This is a genomic window from Oryzomicrobium sp., from assembly GCF_036820405.1.
Classification (GTDB): Bacteria; Pseudomonadota; Gammaproteobacteria; order Burkholderiales; family Rhodocyclaceae; genus Oryzomicrobium.
In genome coordinates, this window is record NZ_DAISLS010000013.1 from 15,320 (window position 1) to 30,379 (window position 15,060).

At 71.2% G+C, this 15,060-nt stretch carries 13 protein-coding genes; 8 read left to right on the top strand and 5 right to left on the bottom strand.

The genetic code is table 11. The features are described from left to right. Positions 1–162: 162 nt before the first annotated feature. The 8 genes from V7Z98_RS13520 to V7Z98_RS13555 all read left to right on the top strand — a co-directional run bounded on the left by V7Z98_RS13520 (position 163) and on the right by V7Z98_RS13555 (position 9,205). Positions 163–1,440: a D-amino acid dehydrogenase gene (locus V7Z98_RS13520; RefSeq protein WP_293260380.1), complete on the top strand. Its 1,278-nt coding sequence runs from the start codon at positions 163–165 to the stop codon at positions 1,438–1,440. A 91-nt stretch (positions 1,441–1,531) separates the two neighbouring features. Beyond that, positions 1,532–2,341, top strand: a complete 810-nt coding sequence (locus tag V7Z98_RS13525) for an enoyl-CoA hydratase/isomerase family protein (protein ID WP_334158574.1) — start codon at positions 1,532–1,534, stop codon at positions 2,339–2,341. A 107-nt stretch (positions 2,342–2,448) separates the two neighbouring features. Then, on the top strand, positions 2,449–3,303 hold the full coding sequence (locus tag V7Z98_RS13530) for a TatD family hydrolase (protein ID WP_334158575.1): 855 nt from the start codon (positions 2,449–2,451) through the stop codon (positions 3,301–3,303). Positions 3,304–3,528: 225 nt separating this feature from the next. Further along, positions 3,529–5,202 carry a glycosyltransferase family 39 protein gene (locus tag V7Z98_RS13535; RefSeq protein ID WP_334158576.1) on the top strand — a complete coding sequence of 558 codons (1,674 nt, stop codon included), beginning with the start codon at positions 3,529–3,531 and terminating at the stop codon, positions 5,200–5,202. Further along, positions 5,199–6,407: a sialidase family protein gene (locus V7Z98_RS13540; protein ID WP_334158578.1), complete on the top strand. Its 1,209-nt coding sequence runs from the start codon at positions 5,199–5,201 to the stop codon at positions 6,405–6,407. Before V7Z98_RS13535 ends, V7Z98_RS13540 begins: the two co-directional genes overlap by 4 nt. Further along, positions 6,404–7,159, top strand: a complete 756-nt coding sequence (locus V7Z98_RS13545; protein ID WP_334158579.1) for a hypothetical protein — start codon at positions 6,404–6,406, stop codon at positions 7,157–7,159. Before V7Z98_RS13540 ends, V7Z98_RS13545 begins: the two co-directional genes overlap by 4 nt. Positions 7,160–7,167: 8 nt before the next feature. Continuing rightward, a complete protein-coding gene (locus tag V7Z98_RS13550) occupies positions 7,168–8,193 on the top strand; it encodes a glycosyltransferase family 2 protein (RefSeq protein ID WP_334158581.1) in 1,026 nt (341 codons plus the stop codon). A 31-nt stretch (positions 8,194–8,224) separates the two neighbouring features. Beyond that, a complete protein-coding gene (locus tag V7Z98_RS13555; protein WP_293260401.1) occupies positions 8,225–9,205 on the top strand; it encodes a lysylphosphatidylglycerol synthase transmembrane domain-containing protein in 981 nt (326 codons plus the stop codon). Positions 9,206–9,485: 280 nt separating this feature from the next. On the opposite strand, the gene V7Z98_RS13560 is transcribed toward V7Z98_RS13555, so the two are convergent. The 5 genes from V7Z98_RS13560 to napA are packed head-to-tail and all read right to left on the bottom strand — an operon-like array spanning position 9,486 to position 15,058. Beyond that, positions 9,486–10,187, bottom strand: a complete 702-nt coding sequence (locus tag V7Z98_RS13560; RefSeq protein WP_442951846.1) for a NapC/NirT family cytochrome c — start codon at positions 10,185–10,187, stop codon at positions 9,486–9,488. A 12-nt stretch (positions 10,188–10,199) separates the two neighbouring features. Further along, positions 10,200–10,655 (bottom strand): nitrate reductase cytochrome c-type subunit, encoded by a 456-nt coding sequence (locus V7Z98_RS13565; RefSeq protein WP_293260404.1) that lies wholly within the window; start codon positions 10,653–10,655, stop codon positions 10,200–10,202. After that, positions 10,652–11,545: a quinol dehydrogenase ferredoxin subunit NapH gene (gene napH, locus V7Z98_RS13570; RefSeq protein ID WP_334158584.1), complete on the bottom strand. Its 894-nt coding sequence runs from the start codon at positions 11,543–11,545 to the stop codon at positions 10,652–10,654. Before napH ends, V7Z98_RS13565 begins: the two co-directional genes overlap by 4 nt. A 1-nt stretch (position 11,546) precedes the next feature. Beyond that, positions 11,547–12,458, bottom strand: a complete 912-nt coding sequence (napG, locus tag V7Z98_RS13575; protein WP_334158585.1) for a ferredoxin-type protein NapG — start codon at positions 12,456–12,458, stop codon at positions 11,547–11,549. A gap of 35 nt (positions 12,459–12,493) precedes the next feature. After that, a complete protein-coding gene (gene napA / locus V7Z98_RS13580) occupies positions 12,494–15,058 on the bottom strand; it encodes a nitrate reductase catalytic subunit NapA (protein WP_334158586.1) in 2,565 nt (854 codons plus the stop codon). Between the last annotated feature and the right edge of the window lie 2 nt (positions 15,059–15,060).

Below are 15,060 nucleotides of genomic sequence, written 5' to 3' on the forward strand. Positions count from 1 at the left end.
AGGCCGACCGCCCCGCCCCCGCCCGCCGGCGGCAACCGCGCCGTCCGGTGCGGCGCTCCACCCAGTCCCCGCCTTCCCGCCGGCATGCCGGCCGCCCCGGCCGGGCCACTTCCCGTTAAGATTCCCTCTTGCGCGATGCGCGTTGCACGTCAGGAGGTTTCCATGCAGGTCCTCGTCCTCGGTGCCGGCGTGGTGGGCACCACCAGCGCCTGGTTTCTCGCCGCCGCCGGCCACCAGGTCACCGTCATCGACCGCCAGCCCGGCGCCGGGCTGGAAACGTCGTTCGCCAACGGCGGCCAGATCTCGGTCTGCCACGCCGAACCCTGGGCCAATCCCCACACGCCGTTCAAGGCCCTGGCCTGGATGGGGCGCGAGGACTCCCCCCTGCTCTTCCACCTGCGCGCCGACCGGCAGCTGCTCGACTGGAGCCTGCGCTTCCTGCGTGAATGCACCCCGGGACGCACCCGGCGCAACATGACGGACATCGTCCGCCTCGCCCTGTACAGCCGGCAGACCCTCCAGGCCCTGCGCGCCGAGCTGGGCCCGGACTTCCAGTACGACCACCTGGAACGGGGCATCCTGCACATCTTCACCGATCCCAAGGAATTCGACGGCGCAGTCAAGGCATCCGCGGCGATGCGCGACCTGGGCCTGGACCGTCGGCCGGTCGGCCCCGACGAGTGCGTGGCCATCGAACCGGCCCTGGCCGATTTCCGCCACCGCCTGGTGGGCGGCGACTGGACCCCCTCCGACGAATCCGGCGACGCCCACAAGTTCACCCAGGCCCTGGCCGCCCGGGCCGCCGCCCGGGGCGTGCAGTTCCGCTACGGCACCACCATAGAGCAAATCCCCAGCGCCGGCGGCCAGGTGGCCGGCGTGGTGGTGCGCGACCCGGACGGGGCGGAAGAACTGCTCACCGCCGACGCCTACGTGCTCTGCCTGGGCAGCTACAGCCCCCTGATGGCCCGCACCCTGGGCCTGCACCTGCCGATCTACCCGGCCAAGGGCTACTCCGCCACCCTGCCGCTCAAGCCCGGCAGCGAATCCCGCGCCCCCACCGTCAGCCTCACCGACGACGAGCGCAAGCTGGTCTTCTCCCGCCTCGGCAACCGCCTGCGGGTAGCCGGCACCGCCGAATTCGGCGGCTACGGCCTGGAACTCAACCGGGTGCGCTGCGAGGCCCTGCTCACCCGCACCCTGGAATTCTTCCCCCACCTTGAACTGGACGGCCCGCCTCAGTACTGGACCGGCCTGCGCCCGGCCACCCCATCCAACGTGCCGATCATCGGACGCAGCAGCCTGCCCAACCTATGGCTCAACACCGGCCACGGCACCCTGGGCTGGACCCTGTCCTGCGGCTCCGCCGCCGCCCTGGCCGACCTGGTGTCGGGCAAGGCGCCGACGCCGGTCTTCCCCTTCCTCGGCCGGCCGCGCCCCTAGCCTCCAACGCCTGCCCGGGATGGCGGCACGGCAAGCGCCATCCCATCCCCAGCGCAACACCCATAATTCCAACGACGGAGACAGCCCCACCATGAGCAACGCCCCCGAACCCACGGTCCTCTCATGCCACGCCGACGGCGTGGCCGTTCTCACCCTCAACCGCCCGGCGGCGCTGAACGCCCTCGACGTAGCCATGATCGACGACCTGCGTCGGGCCGTCCTGGCGGCCCTGGACGATCCGCAGGTGGGCGCCCTGGTGATCGCCGGCGCCGGCGACCACTTCATGGCCGGCGGCGACCTGAAGTGGTTCCACCAGCAGCTGCACCTGGACCAGGCCGACCTGCACATCCTGTTCGAAGACCTGATCGCCCGGGTGCACGCCACCACCCTGCTGCTCAAGGAAGGCGGCAAGCCCGTGGTAGCCGCGGTGCGCGGTGCCGCTGCCGGCTTCGGCCTGTCGCTGATGATGGCCTGCGACCTGGCGGTGGCCGCCGAGGACGCCTACTTCACCCTGGCCTACCGGCACATCGGCACCTCCCCGGACGGCGGCGCCACCTGGTCCCTGCCGCGCATCGTCGGCGCCAAGCGCGCCGCCGAGATCGCCCTGCTGGGCGACCGCTTCGGCGCCGCCCAGGCCCTGGACTGGGGTCTGGTGAACCGGGTGGTGGCCAAGGACGCGGTGCAGGACGAGGCCCTGGCCCTGGCCAAGCGCCTGGCCGACGGCCCGCGCCAGGCCCTGGCCAATACCCGGGCCCTGCTGCACCAGTCCCTCACCGCCAGCCTGCCCGAACAGCTCGCCCGGGAGCAGGCCAGCTTCGCCAGTTGCGCCGCCACCCCGGACTTCGCCGAGGGCCTGGCCGCCTTCCTGGAAAAGCGCCCGGCCCGCTTCGGCAGCCGCTAACCTCTAGGCGGGGCGCGCTTCTCCAGACGCCCCGCCCGCAGCGCCAGCAACCACGCGACTCTCCAAGGCCACCCTTCGGAAACCCAATAGGGGCGCGGACCTTCGCCATGCTCATCGACACCCACTGCCACCTGGACGCCGCCGAGTTCGACCTGGACCGGGACGCCGTGATCGCCCGGGCGGCGGCGGCCGGGGTGCGGCTGGCGGTGGTGCCGGCCGTGGAGGTCGCCAACTTCGCCGCCGTGGCCGCGCTCGCCGCCGCCCACCCAAAATCGGCTGTCGCCGGCACCGCCGCCCCGCCCGGCCTGACGGTGGCCCCGGCCTACGGCATCCATCCCCTCTACGTGCCCCGAGCGCAGGAAGACGACCTGGCCCAGCTGGCCGCCACCCTGGAAACCGCCCTGGCCGGCCCCCAGCCGCCGGTGGCGGTGGGCGAGATCGGCCTGGACGGCTTCGTCCCGGCGCTGCAAACCCCGCCACTGCGCGCCCGCCAGGAAGCCCTCTTTCTCGCCCAACTCAAGCTGGCCCGGGACTTCGGCCTGCCGGTGATCCTGCACATCCGGCGCGCCCAGGACACGGTGCTCAAGTACCTGCGCCAGGTGTTCGGCAAGGGCGGCGGCCCCGGCGGCATCGCCCACGCCTTCAACGGCAGCGCCCAGCAGGCCGGCGCCTTTCTCGACCTGGGGCTGCGCCTGGGCTTCGGCGGCACCCTCACCTACGAGGGCTCCCAGCGCATCCGCCGCCTCGCCGCCACCCTGCCCGGCGACGCCCTGGTGCTGGAAACCGACGCCCCGGACATCCCCCCCGCCTTCGCCCCGCGCCAGCGCAACGAACCGGCCCACCTGGCGGCCTTCGCCGCCGTGCTGGCCGAGTTGCGCGGCATCTCTCCGGACGAGGCCGCCGCCCTGACCGGCGCCAACGCCCGGGCCGCCCTGCCCGGACTGGCCGCCTACGGCGGCTAGGGCCGGCCGCCACCAGAACCAACACCGCCGGGCAAGGCCGGCGTAAGAACACACACCACTCGCCGCCCCCGCTGCGCCGGCCCTCCCTGCCCGATACCCGACCGGCAAGGCCGGGGGGCGCCCCCTTGCTATAATCCGCGCCATTGCCCCGCGCCCGTGCGCGGTGCCGCCCGCCACCTGCCACATGCCGCCCTGCCCTGGCGCAGCACCGGACCCGACCCGCCCATGCCCTTTTCCCGTTCCGCCCCCCGGCGCTGGCCCCTGACCCTGGTCGGCCTGTTCCTCGCCGCCCTGGTGGTGTTCGGCCTGGGCATTCAGGAGCCCACCGGCCTGACCGGCAAGGACGAATATTTCCTGGGGCTGCGCACCCCCATGGAGATGATGGAAAAGGACGCCTGGCTGGTGCCGGTGCTCAACGACCAGCCGCGCCTGAAAAAGCCGCCCATGCTCTACTGGCTGGGCCGCGCCAGCTTCGAGACCTTCGGTCCGTCCCTGCCCGCCGCCCGGGGCATCACCGTGCTGTTCGCCGCCCTGCTGGTGGCCGCCACCGCCGCCCTGGGGCGCCGCCTCGCCGGCTCCGCCGGAGCCGGCCTGTGGGCCGCCCTGCTGCTGTTCACCGTGCTGGGGCTGGCCAGCGAATCGCGCCGCTTCATGCTCGACGTGCCCACCGCGTCCCTGTCCACCCTGTCCTTCCTCTTCCTGGTGCGCTGGAAGGACGACCGCCGCGCCCGGGATCTGACCCTGGCCGCGGTGCTGCTCGCCGCCGGCTTCCTGCTCAAGGGGCCGATCGTCGCCGTGGTGTGCGGCGCCGGGGTGCTCGGCCTGCTGCTCTCCGGCCAGTGGCCCCTGGCCGACCTGTGGCGGCGCAAGTTCTCCATCGCCGGCGCCCTCGGCCTGTTCCTGGCCCTAGCCCTGCCCTGGTTCATCTACGTGCGGCTGCGCTACCCGGAAGCCGCCGCCGCCGAGTTGCAGGAAGAGCTGGAAGCCCGCCAGCTGTTCACCCCCTCGCCCCAGACCCTGCTCGCCGCGTTGCAGATCGTCATGCCCTGGAGCTTCGTCCTGCTGGCCCTGGCCTGGCGCCTGCGCCGCGAGGCCGGCCCGGCCCGCACCCTGCTGCTGTGGGCCGGCCTCACCGTGCTGCCGTTCTGCTTCATCCACACCTTCGACCGCTACCTGGTCGGCTCCCTGGTGCCCTTTGCCCTGATCCTGGGCTTCGCCCTCGACCGGGGCGAGCGCTTCCCGGCCTGGGCGCTGCGCCTGGGGGCGGCCCTGGTGCTGCTGGTGGCCGGCGTGTTCGCCGCCTTCGCCTTCTGGTTCCACCTGGGCGGCTGGGGCTGGCTGCTGCCGCCCCTGGCCCTGGTGCTGTGGGCCGCCGCCCGGGCCGAGCCGCGCTGGCTGGCCGGCGCCATGGCCCTGCTGTGGATGACCTTCTTCGGCCTGTTCTTCCCCCACTTGCAGATCAACGCCGTGCCGGAGCCGGTGCGCGCCCTGGCCGCCGACCGGCCGGTGCTGATGTTCGACGGCCCCCAGCCGGCCATGCTGCCGATCCTGCTCGGCCGGGCCCTGAGCCATACCGACACCCTCCAGCCGCGCCATCTGGCGCCGCCGCGCCTGCTCGTCTTCGTCCGCGCCGAGGATGAAGCGCGCCTCCAGGAACAGGCCCGGACCCTGGGCGCCACCCTGCGCCCCCTGGGCGGCTACCAGGCCCTGGCCTCCCGGGGCTCCGGCGTGCGCTTCACCCGGGACGGCGCCGGCAAGGCGGAATGGCGCGAGGCCCTGCGCAGCCGCTCCCTGCAACCGCTGGAATCGACCATCCGTTACCTGGAAGTGGCCGCCCCGGCCACCGCCGGTGCCACCGCCGGTGCCAACACCGACGCCAAGACGGAGGCCGCCCGATGAGACTCCCGACCGCCTTGCCGTCCCATACCCACCCCTATATCCGCCCCGTGGCCGCCGGCCTGGCCGTGGCCCTGGCCGCCGCCGGCGCCGCCCTGACCGTACCGCGCCCGGGTCCGGCCCGCTTCGAACCGCCGGTGCGCTCCGCCCCGGTATCGGTGGCGCCACAGCTGCGCGGCAAGCCGGCCCTGGCGGCCACCGACGGTTTCCTGCCCCGGGTCGCCCCCAGTGCCCACGCGGTCAACCTGCTCGCCCTGGCCAACGGTGACGTGCTCGCCAGTTGGTTCGCCGGCAGCAAGGAAGGGGCGCCGGACGTGGCCATCTACCTGGCCCGCTGGCACGCCGCCGGCACCGGCCACCACGGCGGCCTGTGGTCCGAGCCCCGGGCCGTAGCCACCCGCGCCGCCACCCAGGCCGCCACCGGCCGCTACGTGCGCAAGCTCGGCAACGCGGTCCTCGGTCAGGACCCGGAAGGCCGCCTCCACCTGTGGTTCGTCAGCGTCGCCTTCGGCGGCTGGGCCGGCTCGTCGATCAACCAGCAGGTGTCCGACGACGACGGCCGCACCTGGACCCCGGCGCAACGCCTGGTGACCTCGCCCTTCCTCAACATCAGCACCCTGGTGCGCACCCCGCCGCTGTGGCCCGAGCTGGGTGGTGGCGCCGGGCTGCCGGTGTACCACGAGTTCATCGCCAAGCACGGCGAATGGCTGCGCCTCGACGACGACGGCCGCGTGCTCGACAAGGCGCGCCTGCCCCAGCCGCGCCGCGCCCTGCAACCCGCCGTGGCGGCCCTGGACGACGGCGACCTGCTCGCCCTGCTGCGCGACGCCGGCCCCGGCCCGGGCCGGGTGCTCGCCGCCACCTCGGCCGACGGCGGCGCCAGCTGGCGCCCCGCCGAACCGCTGCCGGTGGCCAACCCCAACGCCGCCGTGGCCCTGCTGCGCCTGGCCGACGGCCGCCTGCTGCTGGCCTGCAACCCCATCGCCGGCGGACGCAACCGCCTGGCCCTGTGGCTCTCGGAGGACCAGGGCGACAACTGGTACGAAGCCCGGGTGCTGGAAGAGAGCAACGACGGCGAGGACGAATTCTCCTACCCCGCCCTGGCCCAGGACCGGGCCGGCCGGGTGCACGTGGCTTATACCTGGAAGCGGGAGACGATCCGCCACCGCGTCCTGACCCCCGACACCCTCCAGGAGGTGCGTCGATGAGCACCCTGACCGTTGCCGTGGGCCTGGCGAGCCAGGCCGTGGCCGTCGCCGCCGTCAGCGCCGCCCTGGTGCGCCGCCTCACTGCGCGCCCCGGGCCGGACGTTCCGGCTACCCCGGATGGCGCAGCCGCAGCGCCCGCATCCGTCCGCGTCGACCAGCCCGACGCCCCGGCGGCCGGCGGAGCGGCGCCCACCACCGCCCCGCCCCTCACCCCGCGCCGCCGCCTGATGACGGCCCTGCCCCTGGTCCTGGGCCTGCTCAGCCTGGTGCCCTTCGCCGGCACCTCCCTGGCGGCCGCCCTGCGCGGGCTGTGGAGCGACCTGTCGTTCACCACCCTGCAACTGTGCCTGCTGGCCTGGTGGGGCAGCCCGGCGCTGCGCCTGGCCCCGGGGGCGCGCCTGGGCCTGCTCGGCGCCGTTGCCCTGGCCGGCGCCGCCCTCTACCCCACCGCCCTGGGCGCCGGCTCCCTGGATCTGTACCGCTTCGGCTACCAGCCCTGGTGGCTGCTCGCCGCCCTGGCCGCGGCCGGGCTGGCGGCCTACCGCCGGGCGCCGCTGCTGGCCGCGCTGCTGGCGGTGGACATGGCCGCCTACGCCCTGCGCCTGGCCGATTCCGACAACCTGTGGGACTACCTGCTGGATGTGCCCCTCTTCCTTTACGCCCTGATCGCCCTGACCCTGCACCTGGCCCGCCGCGACCGGCTGCAACCGGCCGACGCCGGCGCCGCCACCGCCCAGCCGGGCACGGAGTGACCCCTCTCATGACCGATACCGCCACCGACCTGCAACCTTCCGTCGCCCAGGCCCCCACTGCCGACAAGGCCCACGACGCCCGGCCCAACGTTTCCATCGTCATCCCCATCTACAACGAGCAGGAAAACCTGCCCGACCTGGTGGCCAAGGTGGGCGAAGCCCTGCTGCCCACCGGGCGCAGCTTCGAGCTGATCTGCGTGGACGACGGTTCCCGGGACCGCTCGGCCTGGGTGCTGCGCGACCTGGCGGCCAAGACGCCCTGGCTCAAGCCCCGCTACCTGATGCGCAACTACGGCCAGACCGCCGCCCTGCAAGCCGGCTTCGACGCCGTCACCGGCAAGTACGTGGCGACCCTGGATGGCGACTTGCAGAACGATCCGGCGGATATCCCGGCCCTGCTCGACCGCCTCGATAGCGATTCGTCGGTGGACATGATCTCGGGCTGGCGCAAGGACCGGCAGGACAAGGCGGTGTCGCGCAAGCTGCCGTCGATGATCGCCAACCGTCTGATCTCCAAGGTCACCGGCGTGACCCTGCACGACTACGGCTGCGCCCTGAAGGTGTACCGCGGCGAGATCATCCGCCGCATCCGCCTCTACGGCGAACTGCACCGCTTCATCCCGATCCTCGCTGCCGAGGCCGGCGCCCGCATCACCGAGGTGCCGGTGCGCCACCACGCCCGCACCCGGGGCGTCTCCAAGTACGGCATCGACCGCACCTTCCGGGTGATCCTCGACCTCTTGCTGATGCGCTTCATGATGCGCTACCTGCACCGCCCGCTGCACGCCTTCGGCGGCGTCGGCCTGTGGCTGTTGGTGCCGGGCCTGGCGGCCCTGGCCTGGCTGCTCGGGGTCAAGCTCACCGGCCACGACATCGGCGGCCGGCCGCTCTTGATGGTGGGGGTGATGCTGTCGCTGATGGGGGTCAACCTGATCGGCCTGGGCGTCCTCGGCGAAGTGCTGATCCGGGTCTATCACGAGCCGGAAGGCCGGGACCAGTACCGGCTGCGCGAGGCGCCGGAAGGCGAACTCTGAACAGCCCGATCGCCCTGAGCGAAGCGCTTTCGTGATTTCCGCCAAGACCGCCGTCAAGCTGGCGGCGGCGCCCCTGCTGCTCGCCGCCGTGGTCTGGGTGGTGGACCCGGCCCGGGTCGCCGCCACCTTCCGCCGTCTCGACCTGGCCTGGGTCGCCCTCGGCCTGCTGGTGTCGATCGCCTCCAACGTGGTGTCCGCCTGGCGCTGGCACGAGCTGTCGCGCTGGCTGGGGCTGCGCTCGCCGCTGATCGCCATGGTGCGCGTCTATTTCCAGGGCATGACCGCCAACACCCTGCTGCCCGGCGCCACCCTGTCCGGCGACATGCTGCGCGCCGGCCTGCTGGTGCGCGGGGGCAACCCGGTGCTGGAATCGGGCCTGTCGGTGGTGCTCGACCGCTTTTCCGGCCTGTGGGTGCTGTGCCTGATGTCCGGCGCGGTGGCTGGCGCCGTGCTGCTCGCCCTGGGCCTGCCGCCCTTCTGGCAGGGCCCGGCCCTGCCGGTGCTGGCCACCGCCGGCCTGACCCTGGCCGCCACCCTGGGCCTGTTCCTGTTGCCCCTGCTGTTCTTCTGGGGCGCCCGCCACGGCTTGCTGCCGCGCCTGCCGGCGCGCTGGCGCGCCCAGGCGGAACGCCTGCTCGGCCTGCCCGAAGCCGGTCGCCAGTTCGTCTGGCAGCTGGGCATGTCGGCCCTGGTGCAGGTGCTTTCCATCGGCGCCCTGGCCCTGGCCGGCCGCGCTACCGGGCTGGACCTGCCGGTGTGGACCTACGCCGTGGCTGCGGCACCGATCTTCATCATGGCCGCCCTGCCGGTCAGCTTCGGCGGCTGGGGCACCCGGGAAGCCGGCGCCGCAGTGTGCCTGGGCCTGTTCGGCGCGAGCACCGAGCTGGCGGTGACCGCCTCCCTGCTCTACGGCATCTACGCCACGGTCCAGGCCGGCCTGGGGGTGCTGCTCACCTACCTGCCTGGCGCCTCGGGCGCGGCCAGCCCTTCCAGCCAAACCCCGCGCCAGTAGGGCTTTTCCGGGCACCGCCTTCCCAGAGCGAGGCTGGGTGCGGAGTTGCGGACAGGGCGGCCGGAAATGCCCGTCCCTATTGGGGCTTGGCCTGGCCCTTCCGCCGGGCGCAGCCGCATAACCCACTACCGGGCGGCCCGGCCCCGCTGCGCCGAACGGCTCTCCAGCGCCCCCGCGCCATGGGACATCCCTGTCCCGGCGCAAAAAAAACCGCCCCGGCATGCGGGGCGGTGTTTCGACGGCGAGGCGGCGGCGATGCAGCAATGGCCGCCTGAACTGCTTACTTCTCCTGCTTTTCGCCTTCCTCGGACTTGGCCGGGGCCTGGGCGGCTGCGCCTTCGGGCTTTTCCACCGGCGGGTGGAAGATTTCCGGGGCGGCACCGTTCTTTTCCGCGCCGATGCTCTGTTCCACGGCAGGCAGATGGTGGGCGATGCCCTTGTGGCAGTCGATGCAGGTCTTGCCGCCGTTGAGGCCTTCCTGGTGCATGCGCGCCGAGCGGCGGCCCTGCTCCGCGTAGTCGAAGTACTCGAAGTTGTGGCAGTTGCGGCACTCGCGGGAATCCGTGCGCTTCATCCGCGCCCACTCGTGCTCGGCCAGTTCGAGGCGCTTGGCGTTGAACTTCTCCGGGGTGTCGATGGAGCCGAGAATCTTGTGCAGCACCTCGTTGGATGCCTGGATCTTGCGGATGATCTTGGGCACCCACTCCTTGGGCACGTGGCAGTCCGGGCAGGTGGCGCGCACGCCGGAACGGTTGGAGTAGTGGATGGTGTTGCGGTACTCCTGGTACACGTTGTCCTTCATCTCGTGGCAGGAGATGCAGAACTGCTCCCGGTTGGTCCATTCCATGGCGGTGTTGAAGCCGCCCCAGAAGAGGATGCCGGCGACGAACAGGCCCACCACGGTCAGCGGCCCGATCGCCATCACGCGCGCCAGCAGGCGCTTGTAGAGGCTTTGCTTATCTTTGTTGTCAGCCGAGGTCATGGCCAGCTCCTTTTAGTTGAGTCCCTGGGCGCGCTTGAAGGTGTTGCCCACCAGCGGCTTGGCATTGGTCTGGGGCACATGGCACTGGGTGCAGAAGTAGCGGCGTGGGCTGATGTTGGAAAGCTCCTTGCCGTCCCGGTCCTTGAAGTGGGTCAGGGACACCTTGGTCGCGCCGGTCTCCTTGTAACGCGTCCAGGAGTGGCAGTCCATGCACTTGTTGAATTCCTTGGTGATGTTGTAGTTGGCGATGGTGTGCGGGATCAGGGGCGGCTGCTGCACGTACTCGCGGGGGATCGGCTCCCGGTCCTTCTCGTACTTGTAGATGTCGCCCTCGTTCACCTCGGCCTTGATGTCGGCGTGGCGCAGGGATTCCACCACCGGCTTGGGATCGGCGGCACTGGCGGACAGGGAAACCGCCGCCAGCAGGGAGGCCAGCACCGCGGTCAGCAGGGGCAGAGAGAGTTTCATGACATGCTCCTTTGATCGAATCTATGTGAAAGACGGAAGACGTCCTGGGCGCAGACATCGACGCAGCGGCCGCAGGTGGTGCAATCGGAAGCCAGGATGACCGGGGAGCCGCTGCCCTTGAGGGCGGGACGGATCACCTGGGGTTCGGGACAGACGGCAAAGCAGTCCATGCAGTCGTTGCAGCGGCTGCGCGCCGGGGCGGCGACCCGCACCAGGGCGGTCTTGCCGAGCAGGGAGTAGAAGGCCCCCATCGGGCACAGGTGGCCGCACCAGCCGCGGGAGGCGGTCAGGTCGTAGGCGAACACGGCGGCCAGGGCCAGCCAGCCCAGGCCCCAGCCAAAGAACAGGCTGCGGTGGAAGAAGGACACCGGATTGACCCATTCCCAGGCGATGCCGCCGGACAGGGCCGAGGCCACCAGGGTGGCGCCGAGCAGCCAGCGCCGGGTGGCTTCCGCCGGGGTCTTGCCGGTCTTGAGGCCGAGGCGGCGGCGTGACCAGGCGGCGGCGTCGGTCACCAGGTTCACCGGGCAGACCCAGCCGCAGAACACCCGGCCGCCCACCAGCAGGTAGAAGGCGAGCACGATGGCGGCGCCGATCAGGGCGGTCTTGTAGGGCCAGTGGCCCGCCGCCAGGGATTGCAGCAGGGCGTAGGGGTCGGTGAGGGGCAGCACCCCCAGGGTCAGGCTAGAGGTGAGGTTGCCCTTCACCAGCCAGACGCCGAACCAGGGCCCGGCCAGGAACAGGGCCAGGATGGAAAGCTGCACGATGCGGCGCAGCAGCAGCCACTTGTGGGCGGCCAGCCAGCCGCGCACCCGCACCGATTCCAGGCCGGGCCGGGCCATCCGGGCGGGCGCGGCGGAAGGAGTGCCTGGAGGCATCGTGGCGGCCATGTCAGCGCTCCCCGCCCAGCCCCGGGGGGGCGGACGGTACGACGGGATGGGACGGCGCGGCGGGCAGGTCGCCGGCCAGAGGGGCATCGACGCCCCGGGCCGGCAGTTGCACCTGGTCGCCGATCAGGGAGCCGCCGGCCTTTTCCTTCTCTTCCCAGCCCTTGCGGTAGTGGGACGGCAGCTTGCCCTTGGCCAGGGCCACCGGCATCACCTTGATCGCCGCTTCCGGCAGCACGCAGGACTTCTCGCACTTGCCGCAACCGGTGCAGTGGTCCGAATGCACCGTGGGCAGGAGCATGGCGTGGCGGTCGGAGCGGGGGTTGTGCATCTTCTCCAGGGTGATGGCCTGGTCGATCACCGGGCAAACCCGGTAGCACACGTCGCAGCGCAGCCCGAGGAAGTTGAGGCAGCTCTCGTGGTCCACCAGGGCCGCCAGCCCCATGCGTGCCTGGTTGATGTCGGTCAGCCCGTGGTCCAGGGCCCCGGTGGGGCAGGCCTTGACGCAGGGGATGTCCTCGCACATTTCGCAGGGCACCTGGCGGGCGGTGAAATAGGGGGTGCCCGACGCCCCGACTCCGTTGGCGTCGCCCAGGGGGGCAAGCTTGAGGGTGTCGTAGGGGCAGTCGCGCACGCACAGGCCGCAGCGCACGCAGGCGGCCAGGAAATCGGCCTCGGCCAGGGCTCCCGGCGGGCGCAGGGCCTGGGCCGGCAGGGCCCGGGCCTGGCGCGAGTAGAGGCCCACGCCCAGGACCATCAGGCAGGCGCCCCCCGCCGCCCCCGCCACGCCGTTGATGAAGCGGCGGCGCGCCCCGGACGCGGGGCCGCCCGCCCCAGCCGGGGCGGCGGTCCCGTCCGCCCGGCGCGGGGCGCGGGGCAGGTCCGGAGTGGCGGGGATGTCGGGGCGGTCGGCCATGACGGTACGGGGCTAGGACGCTCGTGAGGCAGCGCTTAGGCGCGGGTCACCTTGACGGCGCACTTCTTGAAGTCGGTCTCTTTCGAGATCGGGCAGGTGGCGTCCAGGGTGAGCTTGTTGATCAGCTTGGATTCGTCGAAGAACGGCACGAACACCAGGCCCACCGGCGGCTTGTTGCGGCCCCGGGTCTCGATGCGCGCCTGGATCTCGCCGCGCCGCGAGGAGATCTTGACCACCATGCCGCGCTGCAAGCCGCGCTTCTTGGCGTCGTCCGGGTGCATGAAGATCTGGGCTTCGGGCACCGAGCGGTGCAGCTCGGGCACGCGCCGGGTCATGGTGCCGGTGTGCCAGTGCTCCAGCACGCGGCCGGTGCACAGCCACAGGTCGTATTCCTGGTCGGGCATTTCGGGCGGCTCCTGGTACGGCAGGGCAAAAACCACCGCCTTGCCGTCCTTGTGGCCGTAGAACTTCACGCCCTCGCCCTTCTTCACGTAGGGGTCGTAACCTTCCCGGTAACGCCACTTGGTCTCCTGGCCCTCCACCACCGGCCAGCGCAGGCCGCGGGCCTTGTGGTACAGGTCGAAATCGGCCAGGTCGTGGCCGTGGCCGCGGCCGAAGCGGGCGTATTCCTCGAACAGGCCCTTCTGCACGTAGAAGCCGAAAGCCTGGGACTCGTCGTTGGTGGTGTAGTCCTTGATGGCGTGGCCGTTGACCTTAATGATGTCCGCGGTCGGGAACTTGTTCACCGCGCCGTTCTTGTACAGCACGTCGAACAGGGTCTTGCCCTTGTATTCGGGCTTCTTGGCCAGCAGTTCGGCGGGCCACACCTCTTCCATCTTGAAGCGCTTGGAGAACTCCATCAGCTGCCACAGGTCGGAACGGGCCTCGCCCGGCGCCTTGACCTGCTGGCGCCAGAACTGGGTGCGCCGCTCGGCGTTGCCGAAGGCGCCTTCCTTCTCCACCCACATGGCGGTGGGCAGGATCAGGTCGGCGGCCATGGCCGAGACGGTGGGGTACGGGTCGGAGACGACGATGAAGGCCGCCGGGTTGCGCCACCCCGGGTACAGCTCCTGGTTGATGTTCGGGCCGGCCTGCATGTTGTTGTTGCACTGCTGCCAGTAGCAGGCGATCTTGCCGTCCTTGAGCGCCCGGGCCATGGCCACGGCGTGCAGGCCGATCTTGTCCGGGATGGTGCCTTCGGGCAGCTGCCAGATCTCTTCGGCGTGCTTGCGGTGCTCCGGGTTGGTCACCACCATGTCCGCCGGCAGGCGGTGGGCGAAGGTGCCCACCTCGCGGGCGGTGCCGCAGGCCGAGGGCTGGCCGGTGAGGGAGAAGGGGCTGTTGCCCGGCTCGCTGATCTTGCCCACCAGCAGGTGGACGTTGTAGATCATGTTGTTCACCCAGGTGCCGCGGGTGTGCTGGTTGAAGCCCATGGTCCAGAACGACACCACCTTGCGCTTGGGGTCGGCGTACAGCTCGGCCAGGGCCTTGAGGCGCTCAGCGGGCACGCCGGAAAGCTTGGCGGTCTTTTCCAGGGTGTATTCGGAGACGAACTTCTTGAACTCGTCGAAGCTGATCGGCTCGGACTTGCCGGTGTCGCCCTTGGGCTTGCCGTCGGCGCCGGGATAGCCGTTGCTGGTGGCCTTGGCTTCGAGCGGGTGGTTGGGGCGCAGGCCGAAACCGATGTCGGTCTCGCCCTTCTTGAAGTTGACGTGGGCCTTGACGAACTCCTGGTTCACCTTGCCCGACTGGATGATGTGGTTACAGATGTAGTTGAGGATGGCCAGGTCGGTCTGCGGATTGAAGACCATGGGGATGTCGGCCAGCTCGAAGGAGCGGTGCTCGAAGGTGGACAGCACGGCCACCTTGACGTTGGGGTTGGACAGGCGCCGGTCGGTGATGCGCGACCACAGGATCGGGTGCATCTCGGCCATGTTCGAGCCCCACAGCACGAAGGTCTCGGTGGCCTCGATGTCGTCGTAGCAGCCCATCGGCTCGTCCATACCGAAGGTGCGCATGAAGCCGGTCACGGCGGAGGCCATGCAGTGGCGGGCGTTGGGGTCCAGGTTGTTGGAGCGGAAGCCGGCCTTGTACAGCTTGGCGGCGGCGTAGCCTTCCCAGATGGTCCACTGGCCGGAGCCGAACATGGCGATGGAGGTGGGGCCCTTGGTCTTCAGGGCTTCCTTCCATTTGGCGGCCATCACGTCGAAGGCCTCGTCCCAGGACACCGGGGTGAACTCGCCGTTCTTGTCGTACTTGCCGTTCTTCTTGCGCAGCAGGGGCTTGGTCAGGCGGTCCTCGCCGTACATGATCTTGGACAGAAAGTAGCCCTTGATGCAGTTCAGGCCCCGGTTCACCGGCGCGTCCGGGTCCCCCTGGGTGGCCACCACGCGGCCGTTCTGGGTGCCCACCAGCACCGAGCAGCCGGTGCCGCAGAAGCGGCAGGCGGCCTTGTCCCAGCGCACGTCGGTGGATGTGGCGGCAGCAGCGCCGTCGGCGGGCGCCTTCTTGGCGGCCAGGGCGGGCATGGCAATGCCGGCGCTGGCGGCAGCGGCGGCCACGGCCTGGGTTTTCAGGAAATCGCGGCGATTGATGCTCATGG

Coding starts and splice junctions, on each gene's coding strand:
- V7Z98_RS13540 (WP_334158578.1), top strand. CDS start 5,199: ATGAGACTCCCGACCGCCTTGCCGTCCCATACCCACCCCTATATCCGC.
- napH (WP_334158584.1), bottom strand. CDS start 11,545: ATGGCCGCCACGATGCCTCCAGGCACTCCTTCCGCCGCGCCCGCCCGG.
- napA (WP_334158586.1), bottom strand. CDS start 15,058: ATGAGCATCAATCGCCGCGATTTCCTGAAAACCCAGGCCGTGGCCGCC.
- V7Z98_RS13520 (WP_293260380.1), top strand. CDS start 163: ATGCAGGTCCTCGTCCTCGGTGCCGGCGTGGTGGGCACCACCAGCGCC.
- V7Z98_RS13530 (WP_334158575.1), top strand. CDS start 2,449: ATGCTCATCGACACCCACTGCCACCTGGACGCCGCCGAGTTCGACCTG.
- V7Z98_RS13565 (WP_293260404.1), bottom strand. CDS start 10,655: ATGAAACTCTCTCTGCCCCTGCTGACCGCGGTGCTGGCCTCCCTGCTG.
- V7Z98_RS13545 (WP_334158579.1), top strand. CDS start 6,404: ATGAGCACCCTGACCGTTGCCGTGGGCCTGGCGAGCCAGGCCGTGGCC.
- napG (WP_334158585.1), bottom strand. CDS start 12,458: ATGGCCGACCGCCCCGACATCCCCGCCACTCCGGACCTGCCCCGCGCC.
- V7Z98_RS13560 (WP_442951846.1), bottom strand. CDS start 10,187: ATGACCTCGGCTGACAACAAAGATAAGCAAAGCCTCTACAAGCGCCTG.
- V7Z98_RS13535 (WP_334158576.1), top strand. CDS start 3,529: ATGCCCTTTTCCCGTTCCGCCCCCCGGCGCTGGCCCCTGACCCTGGTC.
- V7Z98_RS13550 (WP_334158581.1), top strand. CDS start 7,168: ATGACCGATACCGCCACCGACCTGCAACCTTCCGTCGCCCAGGCCCCC.
- V7Z98_RS13525 (WP_334158574.1), top strand. CDS start 1,532: ATGAGCAACGCCCCCGAACCCACGGTCCTCTCATGCCACGCCGACGGC.